The sequence below is a fragment of the Streptomonospora halophila genome (genome assembly GCF_039542725.1).
Classification (GTDB): domain Bacteria; phylum Actinomycetota; class Actinomycetes; order Streptosporangiales; family Streptosporangiaceae; genus Streptomonospora; species Streptomonospora halophila.
Genome location: NZ_BAABIK010000021.1, coordinates 37,635 through 54,074, shown reverse-complemented (window position 1 = coordinate 54,074; position 16,440 = coordinate 37,635). Strand labels below are relative to the sequence as shown.

The window sequence follows — 16,440 nt, the reverse complement described above, 5'->3', positions numbered from 1 at the left end:
GGGGCCGGTAGTGCCAAAGGGAATGTACCTGATTTGTCCGTGTTGCGGGAGTAACGAACCTCCGGTGCCCTGCCCGTAGGATCTGGCCGACCGGCGGTCCGGAGCCGGCCGCACCCCGACCGGTCGCGCCCCCGGCACGGCGACCGCAGCGACGAACGGGAGGACCGCGATGGCCCGCACCACCGACCAGCCCCCGCCCGAGGAGGCCGGCGCCCACCCCGCGCCCGTGCTGAGCGAACGCGACGGCGGCGTGCTGCTGCTGACCCTGAACCGTCCGGACCGGCTCAACGCCTGGACCCCCGGGATGGCCGAGCGGCTCTTCGCGCTGCTGCGCGAGGCCGACGACGACCCCGCGGTGCGGGCGATCGTCATCACCGGCGCCGGGCGGGCATTCTGCGCCGGAGCCGACATGGACACGCTCAGCGGTATCAGCGGCGCCCGGATCGAGGTCGACGGGCGGTCGATGGCCGCGCCGGCGAGACTGCGCAAACCGGTCGTCGCCGCCGTCAACGGCTCGGCCGCCGGGGTCGGGCTGGTGCTCGCGCTCTTCTGCGACGTCCGCTTCGCCGCAGACGACGCCAAGCTCACCACCTCCTTCAGCCGGCGCGGCCTGGTGGCCGAGTACGGGGCCGCCTGGCAGCTGCCGCGGCTGGTAGGCCAGGGCCGGGCGATGGACCTGCTGCTGTCCTCCCGCGTGGTGCTGGGCGCAGAGGCCCGCGGCATGGGGCTGGTGGACTTCTCCCCGCCGCGCGAGGACGTCCTCGCCGAGGCGCTGTCCTACGCCGGCGTGCTGGCGTCCGAGTGCTCGCCGCGCTCGATGGCCGCGGTCAAGGGCCAGGTCCTGCGCGCCCAGGAGGCCGGTTTCGACGACGCCGCCGACGAGTCCGCCGGGTTGATGGCCGACGCCTTCGCCGCCGAGGACTTCGCCGAGGGCATCGGCAGCTACCTGGAGAAGCGGCCGCCGAGGTTCCCCGGCCTCGGCGCGCGGGAGTGAGTCCCGACACGCCGCTGCCCCCCTTGGACCGAGCGGGCGAGGCGCACGACTAGGCTCGGCACATACCATCCGGTCGGTCTGTGGCGTGGCCGGCCCGTCGACACCACGTTGGGAGACAGCACCGCTATGCGAGCGATCCAGATCACCGAGTTCGGCGGCCCCGAGGTCCTGCGCCCCGCCGACCTCCCCGACCCGGTACCCGGCCCCGGCGACCTCCTCGTCGAGGTCGAGCGCTCCGGCGTCAACTACGCCGACACCCACCGCGTCGAGGACACCTACCTCTCCAGCAGCGCCCTGCCGCTGGTGCCCGGCAGCGAGGTCGTCGGGCGCACGCCCGACGGGCGCCGGGTGGTGGCCATGGTCGAGAGCGGGGGCTACGCGGAGCGGGCGGTGGCGCCCGCCGGCATGGCCGTCGACATCCCCGACGGGGTCGACGCGGGCACCGCGCTCGCGCTGCTCGTCCAGGGCTCCACCGCCTGGGTGCTGCTGCGGCGCAACGTGCACCTGGCCGAGGGCGAGTCCGTCGTCGTGCACGCCGGCGCGGGCGGCGTGGGCTCGATCGCGGTCCAGTTGGCCAGGACCTTCGGCGCCGGCCGGGTGATCGCCACCGCCGGCAGCGCCGACAAGCGCGAGCTGGCCCTGGAGCTGGGGGCCGACGCGGCGGTGGACTCCCGCGCCGAGGACATGACCACCGCCCTGGTCGAGGCCAACGAGGGCCGCCGCGTGGACGCGGTGCTGGACATGACCGGCGGCCGCGTCACCGACGAGAGCCTGCGCGCGCTGGCGCCGTTCGGCCGGCTCGCCTTCTACGGCATGGCCTCGCGCGAGGCGCCCAAACCGGTGCAGCTGCCCAACCTGATGCGCCACTCCGCGACGGTCAGCGGCATGTGGCTGCCGCACGCCTTCCAGCTGCCCGGCGACGTGGTCGGGCGCGCGATGGCCGAGATGTTCGACCTGGTGCGCGCGGGCCGCCTGCGCGCCGTGCTCGGCGGCGAGTACCCGCTCGGCGAGGCCCGCCGCGCGCACGAGGACCTGCGCTCGCGCGCCACCCGGGGCAAGCTGGTCCTGGACCCGACCCGCTAGCCGTACTGACCATCGAGGTCGTGAACGGCGCCCCCGGCACCGGCATGAGAGAGGGCCTCCGGTATTCGGTGTGGAGGTCGCGCGTCCCACCGGCCGGAATGCCCTCGACGCCCTGCGCTGTCCACTCCGACGCCGCGCTGACACCCGCCGGGCGGCCGCGGCGATGCCGTCGGGACCGCTGCGTGGGTGCGGCGGTGGTCCAGCACGGTCGGGCTGTGCCTTCGGCGTCGTAGCGGCGGAAAGGCGGTCAGGCGTGCGCCGGCGTGGGCCGTGACGGCCTCCAGTGGTGTGCAGACGGCTGTCTCCACCGCACTGGAGGCCGTCGCTATGGACCGACGGCCGGCGCCGGTGTCACCGACCCGAGGGCGGAGTACAGCTAGACGGTGCGCCCGGTGGCTGCGGCGCGGCCTTCGACCAGGCGGGCCATCCCGGTGACCGCCTCCACCTTCTCGCCGAGGCTCATCGCCGCCGTGCCGTGGAAGACGACCTGCACCATGAGGTTGCGGTCCCGGAACTGGGCGACGGCCCAGGTGTCGCCGCCGCCGGCGGCCTCCAGCATCGGCGCGTCCTCGGCGTCGGAGTAGGCGATCGAGAACCCCTCGTCGCCCGCGTCCAGCCGACGGACCTCGACGTCGGCGGCGCCCGCGAAGAAGTAGGTGTCGGCGGCGCGCCCGGTGGAGCCGACCTCGACGCCGCCGGCCAGCTCGACCCGCTCGCGGTCGAGCACGCGCCGCAGGACCGCGTAGTCGGCTTCCCGGGTCGCAGGGCGGAAGCGGCGCACGCCGACCCACATCGGGAAGCGGGCGGCCGGTTCGTCGGACTCCGAGCACCGCGCCTCCTGCACGACGTGCGGGTCGGAGTCCTCGATGCGCGCCCCGGTCACGACGACGCCGTTGAATGCGGCGCCGGTGATCCCGGGCACGTGGTCGGCGGCCCCGGCGGGAAGCAGGTCCTCGCACGCGGCGATGTCGGCGTAGGGCGGGTCGCCGCGCAGGGCGAACCACGCGGATCCGGCGACGACGGCGACCGAGACCGCGGCGTCGACCTCGGCGGCCAGGCGCGGCGCAGCCCGGCCAGGGCCGGCCGGCGCGGCGCCGTCCTGCTGCGGGCCCGGCGGACTCCCCGCCCCTGCGCCGCCCGGATCACCCGCCGGGCGCGCCGGCGTGCCCGGCCGCGGTCCGCCCGGGACGCGCGGCGGCAGCGGCCCGCCCGGCGGACCGGGGAAGGGAGAGTCCGCGCCGCCCGGCGGCGGCCCGTACCGCCCGCCCGGGTAGGAGGGCGGGAAGGGCGGCTCTGCGGCCATTGCGGCACCTCCGGGCCGAGGGATGGGCGCGTCCATTCTCCCGCCCCGCCGCCCGCGCCGGGATCGCCGCCCGCGACCGCCGTCCACAGGTTCCGGGAGGCGCTTCGCCCACCCGGCGGATTCGCCGCACAATGGAGTTGTGGCACGTGGCAAGCTCCGCATCTATCTGGGCGCCGCTCCCGGCGTCGGCAAGTCCTTCGCCGCGCTGGGCGAGGCGCACCGGCGCCGCGAGCGCGGCACCGACGTCGTGATCGGCCTGGTCGAGACCCGCGACCGCCCCCGCACGGCCGAGCTGCTCGACGGCCTGGAACAGCTGCCGCGCGCGGCGCAGCCCGGCGGCGGCCCCGGCGAGCTCGACCTCGACGCGCTGCTGCGGCGCGCGCCGCGGGTGGCGGTCGTCGACGACTTCGCCCACACCAACACCCCCGGCACCCGCAACGCCAAGCGGTGGCAGGACGTCGACGAGCTGCTCAACGCCGGCATCGACGTGATCACCACGCTGAACATCCAGCACGTCGAGTCCCTGAACGACGTCGTACGCCAGATCACCGGGGTGCGCCAGCACGAGACCATCCCCGACGAGATCGTCCGGCGCGCCGACCAGATCGAGCTGTGCGACATGTCCCCGCACGCGCTGCGCCGGCGGATGTCCCACGGCAACATCTATCCCGCCGAGAAGATCGACGCCGCCCTCTCCAGCTACTTCCGCGAGGGCAACCTGACCGCCCTGCGCGAGCTGGCGCTGCTGTGGGTCGCCGACCGCGTCGACGAGGGCCTGGCGCTCTACCGTGGCGAGCACAAGATCCGCCAGACCTGGGAGGCCCGCGAGCGGGTGGTGGTGGCGCTGACCGGCGGACCCGAGGGCGAGACCCTGATCCGCCGCGCCGCCCGCGTGGCCGCCCGCTCCCGCGGCGGACGGCCCCAGCCCAGCCACCTGATGGCCGTGCACGTGGTCGCCAGCGACGGCCTCGCCCATCCGCTGCCCGACGTCATCACCGGGCAGCGCAAGCTGCTCGCCGAGCTGGGCGGCACCTACCACCAGGTCATCGGCGACGACATCCCCACCGCGCTGCTGGAGTTCGCCCGCGGCGTCAACGCCACCCAGATCGTGCTGGGCTCCTCGCGCCGGCGCGCCTGGCAGTACATCTTCGGTCCCGGCGTGGGCGCCACGGTGGCCCGCGAGTCCGGCGACATCGACGTGCACATCGTCACCCACGAGGAGGTGGGGCGCGGGCGCAACCTGCTGCCGCCCCGCCCGGGCTCCCTGAGCCGCGCCCGGCAGGTCTGGGGCTGGATCATCGGCGTGCTCGGCCCGGTGCTCCTGGCCGCCGCCCTGCAGCTGCCGATGACCGCGGGGGCCGGGCTGACCACCCACGTCCTGCTGTTCCTGGTCTCCACCATCGCCGCGGCCATGACCGGAGGGCTGTGGCCGGCGCTGATGTGCGCGGTGTGGAGCACACTGCTGCTGGACCTCCTGTTCACACCCCCGCTGTACGGGCTGGCCATCGACCGCCCCGGCAACGGGATCGCGCTGGCCGTGTTCATCCTGGTCGGCGTGCTCGTCGCGTTCGTGGTCGACCTGGCCAAACGCCGCGCCATGCAGGCCAGCCGGTCCAAGGCCGAGGCGAGCACGCTCAGCCTGCTGGCCGGCAGCGTCATCGACGGCCAGGAACCGCTGCCGGCGCTGCTGCGCCGCATCCGCGAGACCTTCGGCCAGCGCTCGGTCACGCTCCTGCGCCAGGAGGACAGCGGCGGGTGGACCAACGTGGAGTCCGTGGGCGGGGCCCCGTGCGAGTCCCCCGACCAGGCCGACGCGCTGGTCTCGGTCAGCGACTCCCTCGCACTGGCCCTGCACGGGCACGTGCTTCCGGCCTCCGACCGGCGCATCCTCAGCGCCTTCGCCACCCACATCGGTATGGCGCTGGAGCGCCAGCGCCTGGCGCGCGACGCCGCCGAGGCCAAGCGCCAGGCCGCCCGCAACAAGATCCGCACCGCACTGCTCGCGGCCGTCTCCCACGACCTGCGCACTCCGCTCACCTCGATCAAGGCGAGCGTCTCCAGCCTGCGCTCCGTCGACATCGAGCTGGACGAGGACGACCGCGGCGAGCTGCTGGAGAACATCGAGGAGTCCACCGACCGGCTGAACAGCCTGGTCGACAACCTGCTGGACATGAGTCGGCTGCAGACCGACACCGTCCAGCCCAAGATCCGCGCGGTGGGCCTGGAGGAGGTCGTCCCGGCCACGCTGATCGGGATACCACCGCACACCGTGCACGTCGACGTGCCCGACAGCCTGCCCCGGGTGCGCGCCGACGCCGGGCTGCTGGAGCGCGCGGTGGCCAACGTGGTGCAGAACGCCGCGCGCCACAACCCGCCCGGCCGGCCGGCCATCCGCCTGTCGGCCAGCGCCCTGGGCGACACCGTCGAACTGCGGGTCGCCGACCACGGGACCGGGGTTCCCGACGAGCACAAGGACCGCATCTTCGAGGCCTTCCAGCGCCTCGGCGACGCTCCCCGGGGCACCGGGATCGGGCTGGGTCTGGCGGTCGCGCGCGGATTCACCGAGGCCATGGACGGCACGCTCACCGCCGAGGACACCCCGGGCGGCGGCCTGACCATGGTCTTCACGCTGCACAGCACCACGGCCGACCCCGCGCGCGGCGGCGCGCCGGTACCGCCCGCGGCGGCGGCCGCCGACCAGGGGCCCTCCGGCGGCTCCCCCACCGCGCCCGACGGCGCCTCCTCCGAAACGTAGGGTGTGACGAATGCGGATCCTGGTCGTCGACGACGACGCGCAGATCATCCGGGCCATGCGGATCAACATGCGGGCGCGCGGCTACGACGTCGACACCGCCTTCGACGGCGCCTCCGCGCTGCAGGCCGCGGCCAAGCACCCGCCCGACGTCGTACTGCTGGACCTGGGCCTGCCCGACATGGAGGGCGGCGAGGTCATCGAGGGTCTGCGCGCCTGGACCTCGGTGCCCATCATCGTGCTCTCGGCCCGCCACTCCTCCAGCGAGAAGGTGCGCTCCCTGGATGCCGGCGCCGACGACTACGTCACCAAGCCGTTCGGCATGGACGAGCTGATGGCCCGCATCCGCGCGGCGCAGCGCCGCTCCATGCACGTCGAGGAGGCGCCGGTGGTGACCACCGCCGCGTTCACCGTGGACCTCGGCGCCAAGCGCGTCACCCGCGGCGACGAGGAGGTGCGGCTGACCCCCACGGAGTGGCACATCCTGGAGGTGCTGGCACGCAACGCCGGGCGGCTGATCAGCCAACGCCAGCTGCTGCACGAGGTGTGGGGGCCCAACTACCAGAGCGAGACCAACTACCTGCGGGTCTACATGGCCCAGCTGCGCCGCAAGCTCGAACCCGACCCGGCACACCCGCTGTACCTCATCACCGAGGCGGGCATGGGCTACCGGTTCGAGAAGGGGTAGGGCGTGTCTGCCGGGTCGCTGTGCTCCTGCGCGCGGCGCCCCGGCACCACTCCCGCTGCGTTCTCGCCGGTCGACAGGGGACCCGCCCCGACATTCCTTCCTCAGCCGTGCGGGAGCGGCACCGGTCCCCAACGCTGCGCCCCGCGCGGAAGAGCGGCGCTGCGCGCCCCGGGCGCGGGGCACCCGAGTGCGCCACGGGCCGCAGGCACGCGGCGGTCGGCGGCCGCGGCCTTCAGCCCGCGGCCAGCCGCATCAGCATCGCGAAGTGGGGCGTGTCGGCGCGCCCCCGGTTGGCGGCGGCCACGGCGAACAGCGGGGCGCAGGCGCGGCACCAGGCCATCAGCCGCTCGCCGCGCACGCCGATGCCCGCGGCCAGCACGGCCACCCGGCGGTCGACCTCCTCCAGGTCCTGGGCCTGCCACACCGCCCAGTCGACCGCGTCGGCGGCGCCGTCGCCGATGCAGGCGCGGGGGTCGACCGCGACGAAGCCGCGCTCGGGCCCGCCGTAGAGCACGTTGCCGGGGTGCAGGTCGCCGTGCAGCGGTACGGCGCCGCCGTCGTCCTCGTCCTCGGCATGGGAGAGGTCGCGGGCGCGGGCGTGGCCGCGGTGCATGGCCGACGGCGGGACGATCTCGGCGGCGCGCCCGTTCTGGCGCTCGCGCTCCCACATGTCGAAGATGAAGTTCATCCGGCTGTTCAGCGGATGCAGCTGGCCGAGGTCGTTGCAGGGCACGTTCACCGAGTGCAGGTCCGAGATCAGCGCGGCGATCTCGGCCATGTCCGGGACCTCACCCACCAGCGCGACCGTGCGCCCCTTGCCTACGGCCTCCAGCAGTACGGCGCTGCGCTCGGGGTCGACCTCCCAGACGGCCGGTACCCGGCCGGTGCCCTGCCACAGCCGCAGCACGCGGGCCTCGGAGGTGCCCAGTGCGGGGTCGGGCGAGACCTTGAGGATCGCGGGGGTGCCGTCGGCGCGGCGGCAGAACAGCACCACCGAGGTGCGCCCGTGCGGTGCGGGCCCTTGGACGGTGAGGTCCCACTGCGCGGCCAGTTCGTCGACCAGGGCGGGCAGGTCGGCCAGCCAGGCGATGGCGCCGGTCCCGAACCTGCGGACCAGCCGCTGCTTCTGCTGCTCGTCGACAAGCTGCTGTGTTATGTCGTTCATCTGCCCACCTTGTGCATCGGCCTGCCCCTGGGCATGGCTGCGCTACCGGACTGCGACCACCCCGAGTCGTCGGTGCGCGGCTAAAGGCGCGGGACGCACCCGCGGACCTACCCACTCGCGGGCCTCTCCTCCCTTTCCCTGGTCGGGGGAGGAACGGCGGCCCGATCGGCGATCGCGAGGCGGCACGTGACGCCCGGACGGCGGGGCAGCGGGGCGGGCCGGGCCGCCTGCCCGGAAGCCCGGAGGAGCACGACGCCGCGCATCCGGCTGGTCACCTCCTGCGGCGGCTCCGGGGATCGAGCGTCGGCTTGGCGCCGAACCCGGCGGGGTTACGGTCGGCAGCGGAACGATCACGCTACCGCATCACCGCGCGGCGTCGGCTCCCGAGCCGGTCGGCCCGCGACAGGCCTGCGGGCGGGAGCGGATCCCGGTCGGCGCTGCCCGGAACCCGCTCCCGCCCGCACCTCCCGTGCCCGCGGCCGCCGAGGCGAAGGCGGCTCAGGCCGCCAGGCGCGCCTTGGCCGCACGATGCTGGGCCAGCAGACTGTCGACGACGATCTCGGAGGGCCACAGCGGGGCGGTGACCGAGGTCGCGCCCATCTCGTGCAGCCGCTCGTAGTCGCGCCCCTCGACCAGGCGCCAGGCCGCGACGGCGACCCGGTCGCGCCCGTTGCGCCGCAACCGCTCGACCGCGTCGCCGACCGAAGGCGCCCAGGAGTTCAGATAGCCCACCTGGACCGGCGAGCCGAGCCGACGGCTGAGCATGCGGGCGACGTCGGTGACGCTCTGGCGCTCCTCCTGACCGGTGCTTCCGTCGGCTGCGAGCACGACCCCGTCGCCGGAGGACCATCCGGACTCGACGAGCCGCCCCGCCAGATCCGCCACGATCGAGGGCACCGCACCGAGCGGCGCGGTCGGGCAGGCGTCGAAGCGGCCTTCGAGGTCGAGATCGGAGAACACCAGGGAACTGGCGAAGTCGCCGCCCGCAACAAAGGCCGGCACGACCACCATCGGCCCCTCGACGGAGTCGACGGCCCGGCGCACATCGCCGCCGGAGCCGAACGCCGGAACAACCGGGGCCTCGCCCCGTTGCGCGACGGCGTCAGCCAGGCCCTGCAGGGCCTCCTTGCGGTCGGTGTCCTGAGAATCGTCCGCGACGAGCACCATGGTGGGCACCATATCCATCTCCTTGAAATCGCCGGGAACGCCGATCCTGGTGCGACAGCCTAGGACGCGGCCGTTTCGCCCGAATGACCTCGTGTTACGCATGCGAAAAATGATCACTGGCAGGTGAAGGACAACGGGATAGGGGGTCGAGTTCGAGAGCGGGACCGCTTGGAACGAAGTTTCACCGCAGTCGGGCTCGTCGAAACCACCCTGTTGTACGCTCGTACAACACGAGATGTTAACGGTTCGAGATCGGCATTTCCATAGCCGCCGGAGTCGCGCTCGTCACTTTCCCGATACGGGGCCCTGCAGCCGGATCGAGTCCCCCGATCAGTCGGAACAGGGCGTTTGCCCCGAAACCTCTCTGCAGATGCGGGGCGCCGGAGGAATGGAATCCCCCGGTGCACCTCGCACTTGATGCCGCACCGCATGTGCATTGACTCCGGGATTACTTTCCGCGCCCTTGCAAATGCAGGTGCAAACAATCGGCCACGTTCCCGGGACCGAGACGGGTTCCGGTACGGGCCGCGGCCGATGACGGGCCGCCCGGCGCGCAACCGCGCAGGAGTCAGGAGGCGACTGCGGGGCGCGCACCCGATGGCCCCTGAGATAGCCGGGATAACCGGCTGGGCCTCGCGCGGGCGCGAAACGGTGGGCGGGCCTCTACCACTACTCCCCGATCACGGACAAGGGGGTTGGCACCACTTCATCCTCTACCCTTGGCACCACCGGCGTGCGGGGGACTGGATGCGGATCCGGCGCCATCACTTGCCATGAGTCCGGTGCGCCTCTCAGACTGTGAAAACAGGGACACGACCTGGCCCTATGCTGCGCTGAGCACGAACGGACCGCTTCCGGGCCCGCGCCGCGGCGGCCGGATCCGGTCACCGTCCGCCGGCTTCGCACCCGGGCGGGGCCCGGACCGCCCGCGGCCGGCCGACGCCCCGACCGAGCACGACCACGACTGGAGACCACATGGCGACCCACCCGCGAGTGCAGAGCCTTGCCCAGGCCTTCCTTCGCAACGTGGACGACGAGGCGCCGGGACTGGTCCAGGGCCTGTACCTGGCGGGTTCGGTGGCCCTGGGCGACTTCCGGCCGCACGCCAGCGACGTCGACTTCGTGGTGGTCACCTCGCGCCGCGCCACCGGCGACGACAACGAGGCGCTGCGCCGGGCCCACGCGCGCACCCGCGCCGAAATCCCCCGCCCCCAGTTCAACGGCATCCACGTCACCTGGGACGACCTCGCCGACGACCCCGCCGACTGCGGCCCCGTCGCCTCGGTGCTGGGCGGCCGGTTCAAGACCCGCGCCAGTGCCGACGTCAACCCCGTGACCTGGCACGTCCTCGCCGAGCGCGGCGTGACCGTCCGCGGCCCGCTGCCGGTGGAGCTGGACGTGTGGGACAACCCGGCCAGCCTGCGCGCCTGGTCGCTGGGCAACCTCGACGAGCAGTGGCGCCGCTGGCGCGCCAAGGCCGGGCGCATGGTCAGCCCGCGCGGCCTTGCGGCGCTGGGCTCGCTCGCGCCGTCCTGGAGCGTGCTGAGTGTCAGCCGGCTGCACTTCACCCTGCGGACCGGCGAGATCACCTCCAAATCAGCGGCGGGCATGTACGCCCTCCACGCGTTCCCGGAGTGCTGGCAGCGCATCCTCAACGAGTGCCTGCGGGTCCGCCGCGACAGCCGCCTGCCCTCGCTGTACCAGAGCGCGCTGGGCCGCCGGCGGGCCGCGTTGGACTACATCGAGATGGTCCTGGACGACGCCCTGCGGCGGCAGCCGGCCTGAGCGCGCCCGCACGGCGCCGACGCGGCCCCCGCACCTTCGTACGGCCACGCGCGCGCCGTCCCGCACCCGCGCCCGGCTAACCTGGAGTTCATGAGCAAGCGCCCCATCGTCCTGTTCGGCGATCCCGTTCTCGTGACTCCCACCTCCCCTGTCACCTCGTTCGGCCGGCACACCGAGGCGCTGGTCCGCGACCTGCTCGACACCGTCGACGAGCCCGGCCACGCCGGCGTCGCGGCGACGCAGATCGGGTCGGGACTGCGTGTGTTCAGCTACAACGTCGACGGGCGGATCGGCTACGTGATCAACCCCGAGATCGCCGAGCTGTCCGAGGAGGTCCAGGACGGCGAGGAAGGCTGCCTGTCGCTGCCGGAGCTGGCGTTTCCGACCCGGCGGGCCGAGCGCGCCGTCGTCACCGGTGTAGACCTGCGCAACGAGCCGGTCACCCTCGAAGGCGAAGGCCTGATGGCGCGCTGTCTGCAGCATGAGACCGATCACCTCGACGGCCGGCTCTACATCGACCGCCTCGACCGCGACACCCGCCGCGAGGCCATGCGCGCGGTGCGGCGCTCCGCCTGGTTCCTGGGCGCCGATCCGGCGCCGCAGCCGAGTGCGCAGACCCTCCCCAGCGGCCTGGGCGGACCGGCCTGAGGGCGGCCGCGGCGGCCGGCGGGACGCCGTCGCACCGACCGCGCGCGGCGGGGTAGTGTCGGGCGACCGCTAGCCAGGTAACGTCACGGTCTCGTATCGTCTGCTTGAGCATCGCGCGGCCCCCCGCCCTCATCGTTCCCGCGCGCACCATTCGCCCCCGTGTGCCCCCTTCCGGCCGGTCCGCGACCGACATCAGGTGACATCCATGCACAGACCGAACCCACCCCTCCCCCGGCGCCGACGCGCTCTCCTGCTGCCCGGCCTCGCCGCCGCGGCCGCCCTGCTGCTCCCCGCCACCTCGTCCTATGCCGACCCCGAGGACGACGAGAAGCCGAGCCTGGAGGAGCTCAACGAGCGCGCCGACTCCCTTGAGGAGGAGTACGACACCGAGCTGGTGCAGTACGAAGACGCCAAGGACGACGCCGAGAAGGCCCAGAAGCGGCTGGAAAAGGTCGACGAGGAGCTCGGCAGGTACCGCGAGGACGTCGCCGGCCTGGCGGCCGCCCAGTACATGAGCAGCGGGCTCGACCCCACCGTCGAGGTGGTGATGAGCAGCGAACCGCAGAACATGCTCGACAACGCCGCCATGGCGAGCCAGGTCTCGGCCAACCACAGCGAGCGGGTCGCCGACCTCGTGGACCTGCGCGAGGAGCGCGCTGACGCCGTCGAGAAGGCCGACGGCAAGCTCAAAGACGCCGAAGAGCTGGTCGAGGACCTGGAGTCCCAGCGCGACGAGGTCCTGGCCAAGATCGAGAAGTACGAGGAGGAGCAGGTCCCCGACCCCGCCGGCGGGTCGTCGGGAGGCTCGGGAACGGGCAGCATCCCGGCGGGCGCGCAGGGCTGGGGCTGGGACGGCGCCACGCCGCGCATGGCCGCGATCCGCGACGAGATCGTCCGCGAGTTCGGCGCGCCCTACCCCGTCGGCTGCCTGCGCCCCGGCGACTCCGGCGACCACGGCTCCGGTCGCGCCTGCGACTTCATGATGAGCTCGGGCGGAGCGACCCCTTCGGCGGCCAACCAGCAGCTCGGCCAGCAGATCGCCGACTACGCCCAGGCCAACGCCGACCGGCTGGGTGTGATGTACATCATCTGGGAGCAGCGCATCTGGCACTCCGCCAACCCCGGTGCCGGCTGGGAGATGATGAACGACCGCGGCAGCATCACCGCCAACCACTACGACCACGTGCACATCTCCTCGTACTGACGCCGGCGGCGGTCACGGGAGGCGCACGCGGCGCTCCGGCCGGCATCGCGGGGTCGGCCGGTGGTGGCGGTGGGCCCGGACGGATGCCCGAGGGCCCGCCGCGGAGGCGGGCCCTCGGCCCCGGAACCCGGCGTCAGTCGAGCCGCCGCGCCAGGGCGAAGGCGGCGGGCAGGCAGGCGGCAAGCACCGCTCCCATGGCGGCGAACGCGGGGCCGTAGCCGGCGGCCTGGATCGCCACGCCCAGGGCGAAGGAGCCCAGGCCCGTCCCGGCGTCGTAGCCGATGTTCCACACCGCGCTGGCCGTGCCGTAGGCGCGGGCCCCGGCGCGGCGGAACATGATGACGATCGTGTCGTTCTGCACGGCGCCGAACCCCGCGCCGAACAGCCCGGCGCCCGCGACGGCGGCGGCCGCTCCCCAGGCGCCCGGTCCCGACCAGCCGTCCCCGGCCCCCCACAGGGCCGCCGCCGAGAAGGCCATGCCGGCGACCGCGGCGACGCTGCCGTAGGCGAGCAGGACGGGACGCCGGTGCCGGTCGCTGAGCGTGCCCGCCGCCCATCGGCCGCACACCGACAGCACACCGAAGGCCAGCAGGGCGGCGAAGACCACGGTGGAGGCCTCGGACAGCGGGATGGACAGGAACGTCACGATCGCGCTGGAGGCGATCGCCGGCATCAGCATCGCCAGCAGCGGCACGCCGAGCCGCCGATAGAGCCGCGGGCCGCCGGGCGCCTCCCCCGTCTCCGCTGCGGTGTCCTGCCCGCTCGCGGCGCCGCGGCGGCCCGCGCCGTCGCCGGCAAGGAGCCAGATGCCGGCCGCGGCGGCCGCTCCCGCCAGCGGACCGAGGGCGGCGGCCCAGAACACGGTTGCGAATCCGAGGTTGAGCGCCGCCCACACCCCGGTCGACAGGAAGAACACGTTGGGCAGGCCCACCGCGAGGCCGTAGTAGCCGGCGGCCCGGCCGAGCTGCTCGGACGGCACCAGGCGGGCCGCCAGCGCGGAGCCGGATACCGTCGCCATGCCGAACCCGACGCCCCGAACGGCCGAGACCGCCAGGAGCGGCGCCAGGTCGGCGGTCGCAAGCAGCAGCGGCGCCGGCACGCCCATCAGCAGCGCACCCACCGGGAAGGTCCACCGATAGCCGCCGCGGTCCAGCAGCCAGGGCATGGCGAGCTGGGTGAGGACCGTGGTGAGCATGAAGACCGACGTGGCGGCCCCTGCGCCCAACTCGCCCGCGCCGCCGCGGGTGGCCCACAGCGGGACGACGGGCAGCAGCAGCACGAAGCCGGCGAACGTCAGCGCGGTCGCCAGGACCAGCAGCCGGAACGCCCAGCCGTGCAGCCCGAGATGCGACGGCCTTGCGGGCGGATTCATCCGGACATCGGAGGAGTTCACCATGACTCTCTTTGTACCTCAGCGGTATCCGGGTGCCGCCCGCCTGGCCGCGGCCCCGCCTCAGGTCCCGCGCTCCCCGTCCTCCCCTCCGCTCCGCCCGCCCATGCGGCGGGCCAGCCACAGCGCCATGCGCTCGGCCCGCTCGGGCGTCATCGCGCGCTCGGCGTGGCCCATACCCGGCTCGATCCACAGGTCCTTGGGCTCGGGTGCGGCGGCGTACAGCCGCTCCGCGTGCTCGATCGGGAAGTAGCTGTCGGCGTCGCCGTGCACGACGAGCAGCGGCGCGGCGAGGTCGGGGGCCGCCTGGGCCGGGTCGGGCGGCACCGGGTCCCACCCGGTGTCGATGACGCGCACGCGGCGGGCCACGCGCAGGAACCAGCGGCCGAACGCCTGCTCGACGCCGAAGTGCAGCAGCCGCATCCGCCGTGAGCCGCGGTAGTACCACATGCTCGGCCCGCTGACGGCGACCACGGCGCCGACGCCGCCGAACATCGCGGCGTGGCGCACGGCCACGGCCGCTCCCATGGAGAACCCCACCGAGGCGACGGAGGTGTAGCCCAGCCCGCGCAGGTGCGCGCAGACGGCCTCCAGGTCGTGCACCTCCAGGTTGCCGACGGTGCACAGCCCGCCGGAGTCGCGGTGGCCGCGGAAGTCGAAGGTCATCACGTCGCCGATCGGCAGCAGGCGCTCGGCGATCGAGCGCGTGCCGGGGCTGCGCCAGGTGCCGGTGAAGCCGTTCGCCAGCACGACGGCGGCGGTTCGGTCGGTGCCGCCGCGCAACAGCGCGGTGTCGAGGTCGATCCCGTCGGAAGTGGTGAGCCGCCGCCGCTCGGGGGCGGACAGCGGAGCGGAGCGGTACAGCGCATCAGTCACCGAACCATCGTGCCCGATCGCCTCGCGCCACAGCAGGACGGCTGGCGCGAACACGCAGGGGGTGCTGGCACCACCCCGCGCGGGTCGGCCTCACTCCGGGCCCGGGCGGCGATGGCGGTCCCGGCGACGGCCGTGCAGGTCGCCGGGCGCGGCGCCGCCGCACGCCTGTTGCGGCATCCCCTTGATCACGGCGGGACAGCAGGCGGCCGGAGCCAGCCGGCTCACCGGGCAGGTTCTCGACGCCACCGGCGGCTCGCACCCGTGACCCGGCCGTGAGCAGGCCGCCGCCGGCTCGCCGGTGCGCCTAGAGCGCGCGGGCGCGGTGGCGGCGGCCGCTGCCCGACAGCAGCAGGGAGCGCATCTCCAGCGCGATGTGCACGGCGATGGGGATCAGCAGGCTGCCGGTACCCAGGTAGACCACCATGAACAGAGCGCCCAGGAGCCCCGGGCCCACCAGCCCCCACCAGCCCTGGTAGAGGTGGGCCAGCGCGAACAGCACACAGGCCGCGATCGCGGCCAGCCACACCGGCGCGCCCAGCGCCGTGCCGAAGGCCACCAGCAGGCCCCGGTAGAGCAGCTCCTCGCCGACCCCGGCCGTCACCGCGACCGCGGCGGCCGTCCGCCGCTCCCGCGACCCGCGCGGCGCCAGCACGCCGAGCGCCTGGCCGGGGTCGGGAAGCGGAGGCAGCGGGGGGCTCCCGGTCTCCGGCGCGGACCGGCCCCGGTCGCGGGTGATCAGCCAGATGATGAGCAGGGCCGCGCCGAACCCGAACACGGCCGCCAGCAGCGGAAGCCATGCCTGGGGAGCGCGCAGGCCCAGGTGGGCGGCGTCGACGCCGGGGGCGAGCAGCACGATGAGGGCGATGGCCACCGTCCAGGCGAGGTGCACGCCCATCGCCAGGCGGTAGAACCGGACCAGGGCGCGGGGGTCGCTCCCGCGTGTGCGCTGCAGCCTCGTGAAGGCGCGCCGGCCCAGCAGCGGCTCGCCCACGGCGGCGTAGACGACCAGCAGCGACGCCAAGGCACCGGCGACGACGCCGAACTGGGGAACGCTCTCGGTCCAAGGCACGGCCACACACTAAGAGATCCGCACGGCCGAATCCGCCTATTGCGGGTGACCTCTCCACGCTCCGCAGGTGTGCGCCGGGCGCGCGCCCGGCGCACACCGCGGGCTTTCCCGCGCACCCCGGCCCCGGAACCCCGCGAACCCGCCCCCGGGGTGTCAGCGAAAACGCCCCTTGTGATATCGACCGCAACGGGTGACGGTAGAGAGTGTCCCGCGTCACATCCGGCGCGGACTCGGCGTCCACCCGCGCGGCCGCCCCGACGGGGCGCCGGCATCCGCCGGCGGGCCGCGCGGCCCGGGCCGACGGGAACCGCGGCCC

Annotated in this window: 13 protein-coding genes; 7 read left to right on the top strand and 6 right to left on the bottom strand. The window is 74.1% G+C overall.

Annotated features, from left to right (window positions below; genetic code table 11):
- Positions 1-169: 169 nt before the first annotated feature.
- Both ABEA15_RS17790 and ABEA15_RS17785 read left to right on the top strand, forming a co-directional pair.
- The gene (locus ABEA15_RS17790) at positions 170-994 is read left to right on the top strand and encodes an enoyl-CoA hydratase-related protein (protein WP_345557670.1); all 825 of its coding nucleotides are present in this window, start codon (positions 170-172) and stop codon (positions 992-994) included.
- 126 nt (positions 995-1,120) lie between these two features.
- On the top strand, positions 1,121-2,077 hold the full coding sequence (locus ABEA15_RS17785; RefSeq protein WP_345557668.1) for a quinone oxidoreductase family protein: 957 nt from the start codon (positions 1,121-1,123) through the stop codon (positions 2,075-2,077).
- 376 nt (positions 2,078-2,453) lie between these two features.
- Here the strand turns inward: ABEA15_RS17785 and ABEA15_RS17780 are convergent, their stop codons facing one another.
- On the bottom strand, positions 2,454-3,380 hold the full coding sequence (locus ABEA15_RS17780; RefSeq protein ID WP_345557666.1) for a hypothetical protein: 927 nt from the start codon (positions 3,378-3,380) through the stop codon (positions 2,454-2,456).
- 139 nt (positions 3,381-3,519) lie between these two features.
- Between ABEA15_RS17780 and ABEA15_RS17775 the strand changes: the two genes are divergently transcribed.
- Positions 3,520-6,135 (top strand): ATP-binding protein, encoded by a 2,616-nt coding sequence (locus tag ABEA15_RS17775; protein ID WP_345557664.1) that lies wholly within the window; start codon positions 3,520-3,522, stop codon positions 6,133-6,135.
- A 10-nt stretch (positions 6,136-6,145) separates the two neighbouring features.
- Positions 6,146-6,820 (top strand): response regulator, encoded by a 675-nt coding sequence (locus ABEA15_RS17770; protein ID WP_344141563.1) that lies wholly within the window; start codon positions 6,146-6,148, stop codon positions 6,818-6,820.
- Positions 6,821-7,052: 232 nt separating this feature from the next.
- Here the strand turns inward: ABEA15_RS17770 and ABEA15_RS17765 are convergent, their stop codons facing one another.
- Positions 7,053-7,985 (bottom strand): aminoglycoside phosphotransferase family protein, encoded by a 933-nt coding sequence (locus ABEA15_RS17765; protein WP_344141564.1) that lies wholly within the window; start codon positions 7,983-7,985, stop codon positions 7,053-7,055.
- Positions 7,986-8,483: 498 nt separating this feature from the next.
- On the bottom strand, positions 8,484-9,164 hold the full coding sequence (locus tag ABEA15_RS17760) for a sirohydrochlorin chelatase (RefSeq protein WP_344141566.1): 681 nt from the start codon (positions 9,162-9,164) through the stop codon (positions 8,484-8,486).
- 963 nt (positions 9,165-10,127) lie between these two features.
- Here ABEA15_RS17760 and ABEA15_RS17755 point away from each other — a divergent pair.
- From ABEA15_RS17755 to ABEA15_RS17745, 3 genes are all read left to right on the top strand, one after another.
- Positions 10,128-10,937, top strand: a complete 810-nt coding sequence (locus tag ABEA15_RS17755; RefSeq protein ID WP_345557662.1) for a nucleotidyltransferase domain-containing protein — start codon at positions 10,128-10,130, stop codon at positions 10,935-10,937.
- 90 nt (positions 10,938-11,027) lie between these two features.
- Positions 11,028-11,585: a peptide deformylase gene (gene def / locus ABEA15_RS17750; protein ID WP_345557660.1), complete on the top strand. Its 558-nt coding sequence runs from the start codon at positions 11,028-11,030 to the stop codon at positions 11,583-11,585.
- A 205-nt stretch (positions 11,586-11,790) separates the two neighbouring features.
- A complete protein-coding gene (locus tag ABEA15_RS17745) occupies positions 11,791-12,789 on the top strand; it encodes a coiled-coil domain-containing protein (protein ID WP_344141569.1) in 999 nt (332 codons plus the stop codon).
- 133 nt (positions 12,790-12,922) lie between these two features.
- Here the strand turns inward: ABEA15_RS17745 and ABEA15_RS17740 are convergent, their stop codons facing one another.
- The 3 genes from ABEA15_RS17740 to ABEA15_RS17730 all read right to left on the bottom strand — a co-directional run bounded on the left by ABEA15_RS17740 (position 12,923) and on the right by ABEA15_RS17730 (position 16,124).
- Complete coding sequence (locus tag ABEA15_RS17740; protein WP_345557658.1) at positions 12,923-14,185, bottom strand: MFS transporter; 1,263 nt, start codon at positions 14,183-14,185, stop codon at positions 12,923-12,925.
- 57 nt (positions 14,186-14,242) lie between these two features.
- Positions 14,243-15,055 (bottom strand): alpha/beta hydrolase, encoded by an 813-nt coding sequence (locus tag ABEA15_RS17735; protein ID WP_345557656.1) that lies wholly within the window; start codon positions 15,053-15,055, stop codon positions 14,243-14,245.
- Between the two features lie 304 nt (positions 15,056-15,359).
- Entirely contained in the window at positions 15,360-16,124 is a 765-nt protein-coding gene (locus ABEA15_RS17730) for a CPBP family intramembrane glutamic endopeptidase (protein ID WP_345557654.1), read from the bottom strand.
- Between the last annotated feature and the right edge of the window lie 316 nt (positions 16,125-16,440).

What these genes read in the sequence shown, in the direction of transcription:
- ABEA15_RS17790 (WP_345557670.1), top strand. Translation starts at nt 170, where the DNA reads ATGGCCCGCACCACCGACCAGCCCCCGCCCGAGGAGGCCGGCGCCCAC.
- ABEA15_RS17785 (WP_345557668.1), top strand. Translation starts at nt 1,121, where the DNA reads ATGCGAGCGATCCAGATCACCGAGTTCGGCGGCCCCGAGGTCCTGCGC.
- ABEA15_RS17780 (WP_345557666.1), bottom strand. Translation starts at nt 3,380, where the DNA reads ATGGCCGCAGAGCCGCCCTTCCCGCCCTCCTACCCGGGCGGGCGGTAC.
- ABEA15_RS17770 (WP_344141563.1), top strand. Translation starts at nt 6,146, where the DNA reads ATGCGGATCCTGGTCGTCGACGACGACGCGCAGATCATCCGGGCCATG.
- ABEA15_RS17765 (WP_344141564.1), bottom strand. Translation starts at nt 7,985, where the DNA reads ATGAACGACATAACACAGCAGCTTGTCGACGAGCAGCAGAAGCAGCGG.
- ABEA15_RS17760 (WP_344141566.1), bottom strand. Translation starts at nt 9,164, where the DNA reads ATGGTGCCCACCATGGTGCTCGTCGCGGACGATTCTCAGGACACCGAC.
- ABEA15_RS17755 (WP_345557662.1), top strand. Translation starts at nt 10,128, where the DNA reads ATGGCGACCCACCCGCGAGTGCAGAGCCTTGCCCAGGCCTTCCTTCGC.
- def (WP_345557660.1), top strand. Translation starts at nt 11,028, where the DNA reads ATGAGCAAGCGCCCCATCGTCCTGTTCGGCGATCCCGTTCTCGTGACT.
- ABEA15_RS17745 (WP_344141569.1), top strand. Translation starts at nt 11,791, where the DNA reads ATGCACAGACCGAACCCACCCCTCCCCCGGCGCCGACGCGCTCTCCTG.
- ABEA15_RS17740 (WP_345557658.1), bottom strand. Translation starts at nt 14,185, where the DNA reads ATGGTGAACTCCTCCGATGTCCGGATGAATCCGCCCGCAAGGCCGTCG.